The 3065-nt window shown below is 60.2% G+C and carries 1 protein-coding gene; it reads left to right on the top strand.

Annotated elements, in window-relative coordinates; genetic code table 11:
• A partial coding sequence (locus ACILSI_RS26905) for a DUF1800 family protein (RefSeq protein WP_395725017.1) occupies window positions 1-3065 on the top strand: 3065 nt, incomplete at both ends.

Genomic DNA, 3065 nt, shown 5'->3' on the forward strand with positions numbered 1-3065 from the left:
ATGCGCGGCTACATCACCGCGCCCACGACGGGCAATTACTACTTCTGGCTCAATGCCAGCGATTCGGCTGAATTCTGGCTCTCCAACGACGACGAGACGATCAACAGCTTCAAGCGTGCGACCGTCACCGGCGGCGTTACGGCCAAATCCCCCTGGATGGCCCTCGAACAGGGCAAACGCTACTATTTCGAGATCCTACACAAGGCCGGAGTCGGCAGCGACAACCTCTCGCTCGGCTGGTCGAAGCCCGGTGAAGCCACCACCGCCGCCAGCGAGGTCGTTCCAGGTTATGTCATCACCAATTACGTGCCGCCAGCCCCTGGCAGCACCCCTGGCACGCTCTACATCGCCACCATGCTTTCCCAGGGCGGTGCCATCACCACTGGCGTCGGCACGGCCACCATGCGCCTCTCGGAGGATGAAACAGTCGCATATGTGACCTTTAACCACAGCGGCCTCACCGGCCTGCTCACCGATTGGCACGTCCATAATGACCCATTCCTGAATGCCCCCGCCGGCATCATTTTCGACGGTGTGGAGCCAGTCACGCCTGGTGACGGCCTCGTGCTCAGCGGCCCCTATGCGGGTTCGCATAAATGGACGATCCTCGGTGTCGGCGCTCTGACTGCTGCCGACGTCCGTGAGCTCATCAAACAGGGCAAATCCTACATTAACCTGCACACCACAGCCTACCCCAACGGCGAAATTCGCGGCAACTACACCCTCGCCAACGGTTCCCGCACCTTCTCGCCTCCGCCCGCACCGCCGACCTGGACTGATGACAGCAATACCGATGTGGGCGCGGCTCGTTTCCTCACCCAGGCCAGCTTTGGCCCCAACATCGCCGACATCGCCGCGCTGAAAGCCCTCACAGCTACCAGTAGCTCTGGCCAGTATCCCGCCAGCCGCTACGAAACCTGGATCGATGCTCAATTCCTCCAGATCGCCTCGCAAACCCTGCCCGAAGTCCTCCGCACCCGCCGTGCAGACGCACAAGGCGGCTCACAGCTAGATGAGGCTTTGTTCTTCAATGCCTGGTGGAGAAACTCCATTTCCAACGCTGACCAGCTCCGCCAGCGCATCGCCTTCGCTATGAGCGAAATCCACGTCATCTCCGGACAGGGGCCGCTCGACAATCGCGGTGAGGCCATCGCCTTCTTCTACGATAAGCTCAATGAGGCCTCTTTTGGCAACTTCCGCGACATCCTCGAGACGACCACGCTCACGCCTGCGATGGGCCGCTACCTCGACATGAAGAACAACGACAAGCCTGACCCAGCCACCGGTCGTATTCCCAACGAAAACTACGCCCGTGAAATCAAGCAGTTATTTGCCGTGGGTCTTTACCGGATGTGGCCGGACGGCACCCTGATGCTGACCTCCAAGGACACGCCCATCGACACCTATACCCAGCGTGAAATCGTCGGCTTTTCTCATGTTTTCACCGGCTGGACGGATGGCTACACGGGGGCCTATCGCACCAGCCTGAATGCCCCAGCCAACTGGATGGGCCTCATGCGTGAGGTGCCCGCCCGCCACTACACGGGCCCCAAACGCGTGCTCAACAACGAGGTCTTACCCGGATTACCCACACTCGGCGGCCAGCTGCTCGATCCGCTCGCCACGCACAACACCACGCACTTCAACCAGTCCGCTTACGAGCAACTCGCTGGTCAGGAACTCGAGCTCTCGCACCAGCAGCTCTTTGACCACCCGAACACCGGCCCCTTCATCTGCCGCCAGCTCATCCAGCGCCTCGTCACCAGCCATCCTTCGCGTGATTACCTCTACCGCGTGGTGCAGAAGTTCAATAACCGTGGCGACGGCGTTCGAGGTGATATGCAAGCCGTCATTAAGGCCATCCTGCTCGATTACGAGGCTCGCAATGCAGGCGAAATCACCAAACCCGCCTTTGGCAAGCAGCGCGAGCCTTTGCTGCGCGTGGCCGCCGCTGGCCGTGCCTTCCGCCCTGGCACTTTCGCGGGTAACTACAGTCAGACCGGCACCCGCACCATCACCATCGACCTCACGCCCGCTGGCACGGCCCATAAGCTGGCTAATGGAAACAACGTCCTGCTCGAATTCACGCCCGCCACGGGTGTGGCCCCGTGGACTGGCACCTACGGCATCACCAGCGTGGATACCGACTCCTTCACCGTCCAGGCGACGAACTATGCCACCGGCACCTACAGCATCCCGGCGAACTCCACCGTGTGCACGGTCTCCATGGGCGGTCACTGGCTTCAGAGTGGCAATCAGGTCTTTATGGACTTCACCAGCGGCCCGGCAAGTGGCACGGCAATCGACGACCTCGTTTATACCATCACCCACTCTGAAACAGCCAATAATGGAGACAATGGCAACGCTTTCACCATTCCTGTCGTCGGCACTTCGGCCACGGCTCGCACTGGCAACTGCATGATCCCACGCTTTAGGCCTGGCAGCATGACCATCGCCACCTCTGGCCTAGCCGCGCCGAATGACCGCCGTGTCACCATGCGCACGGAAGAGGATCACCACCTCGCTGTCGGCAATCAGGTGCAGCTCAATATTTACGGCATTCAGACCTTGCCTCAGCCCGCTGACCTCATCGTCACCGTGGATACCGTGGTCGATTTGAAGACCTACACGTTCCTCATTTCCAGCGCCATCAGCGGCTGGAACACCAGCCAGGGGAACAACAGCGTCTATCAGTTCCCGCTGCTCTCTCAGCCACTCAATCGCACCGGCACTATCAACTCACGCTCCAGCACCTACCAACTCGGCAATACCGACGGCACACTTGAGCAGTCCCCCATCAACGCGGATACCGTCTTCAACTACTTCCTGCCTGACTACAAATTCCCCGGCTCTCTCGCCTCCCAGGGCATCACCACTCCTGAATTTCAGCTGACAGCGGAAACCACCACCGTCCGTCAGGCAAACTTCCTCTTTGATGGTATCTTCAATCCCAGCACCACCAATGGCCGGAGCAGCTTTGCCACCGGAAACAACGCCGTTAGCATGGACTACTCGAATTGGATCACGGGCAATGCCACCGCCAGCCTCGGTCTTGGTGCCGCCCC

It is taken from the genome of Prosthecobacter sp. (genome assembly GCF_044232965.1).
Lineage (GTDB): Bacteria > Verrucomicrobiota > Verrucomicrobiia > Verrucomicrobiales > Verrucomicrobiaceae > Prosthecobacter.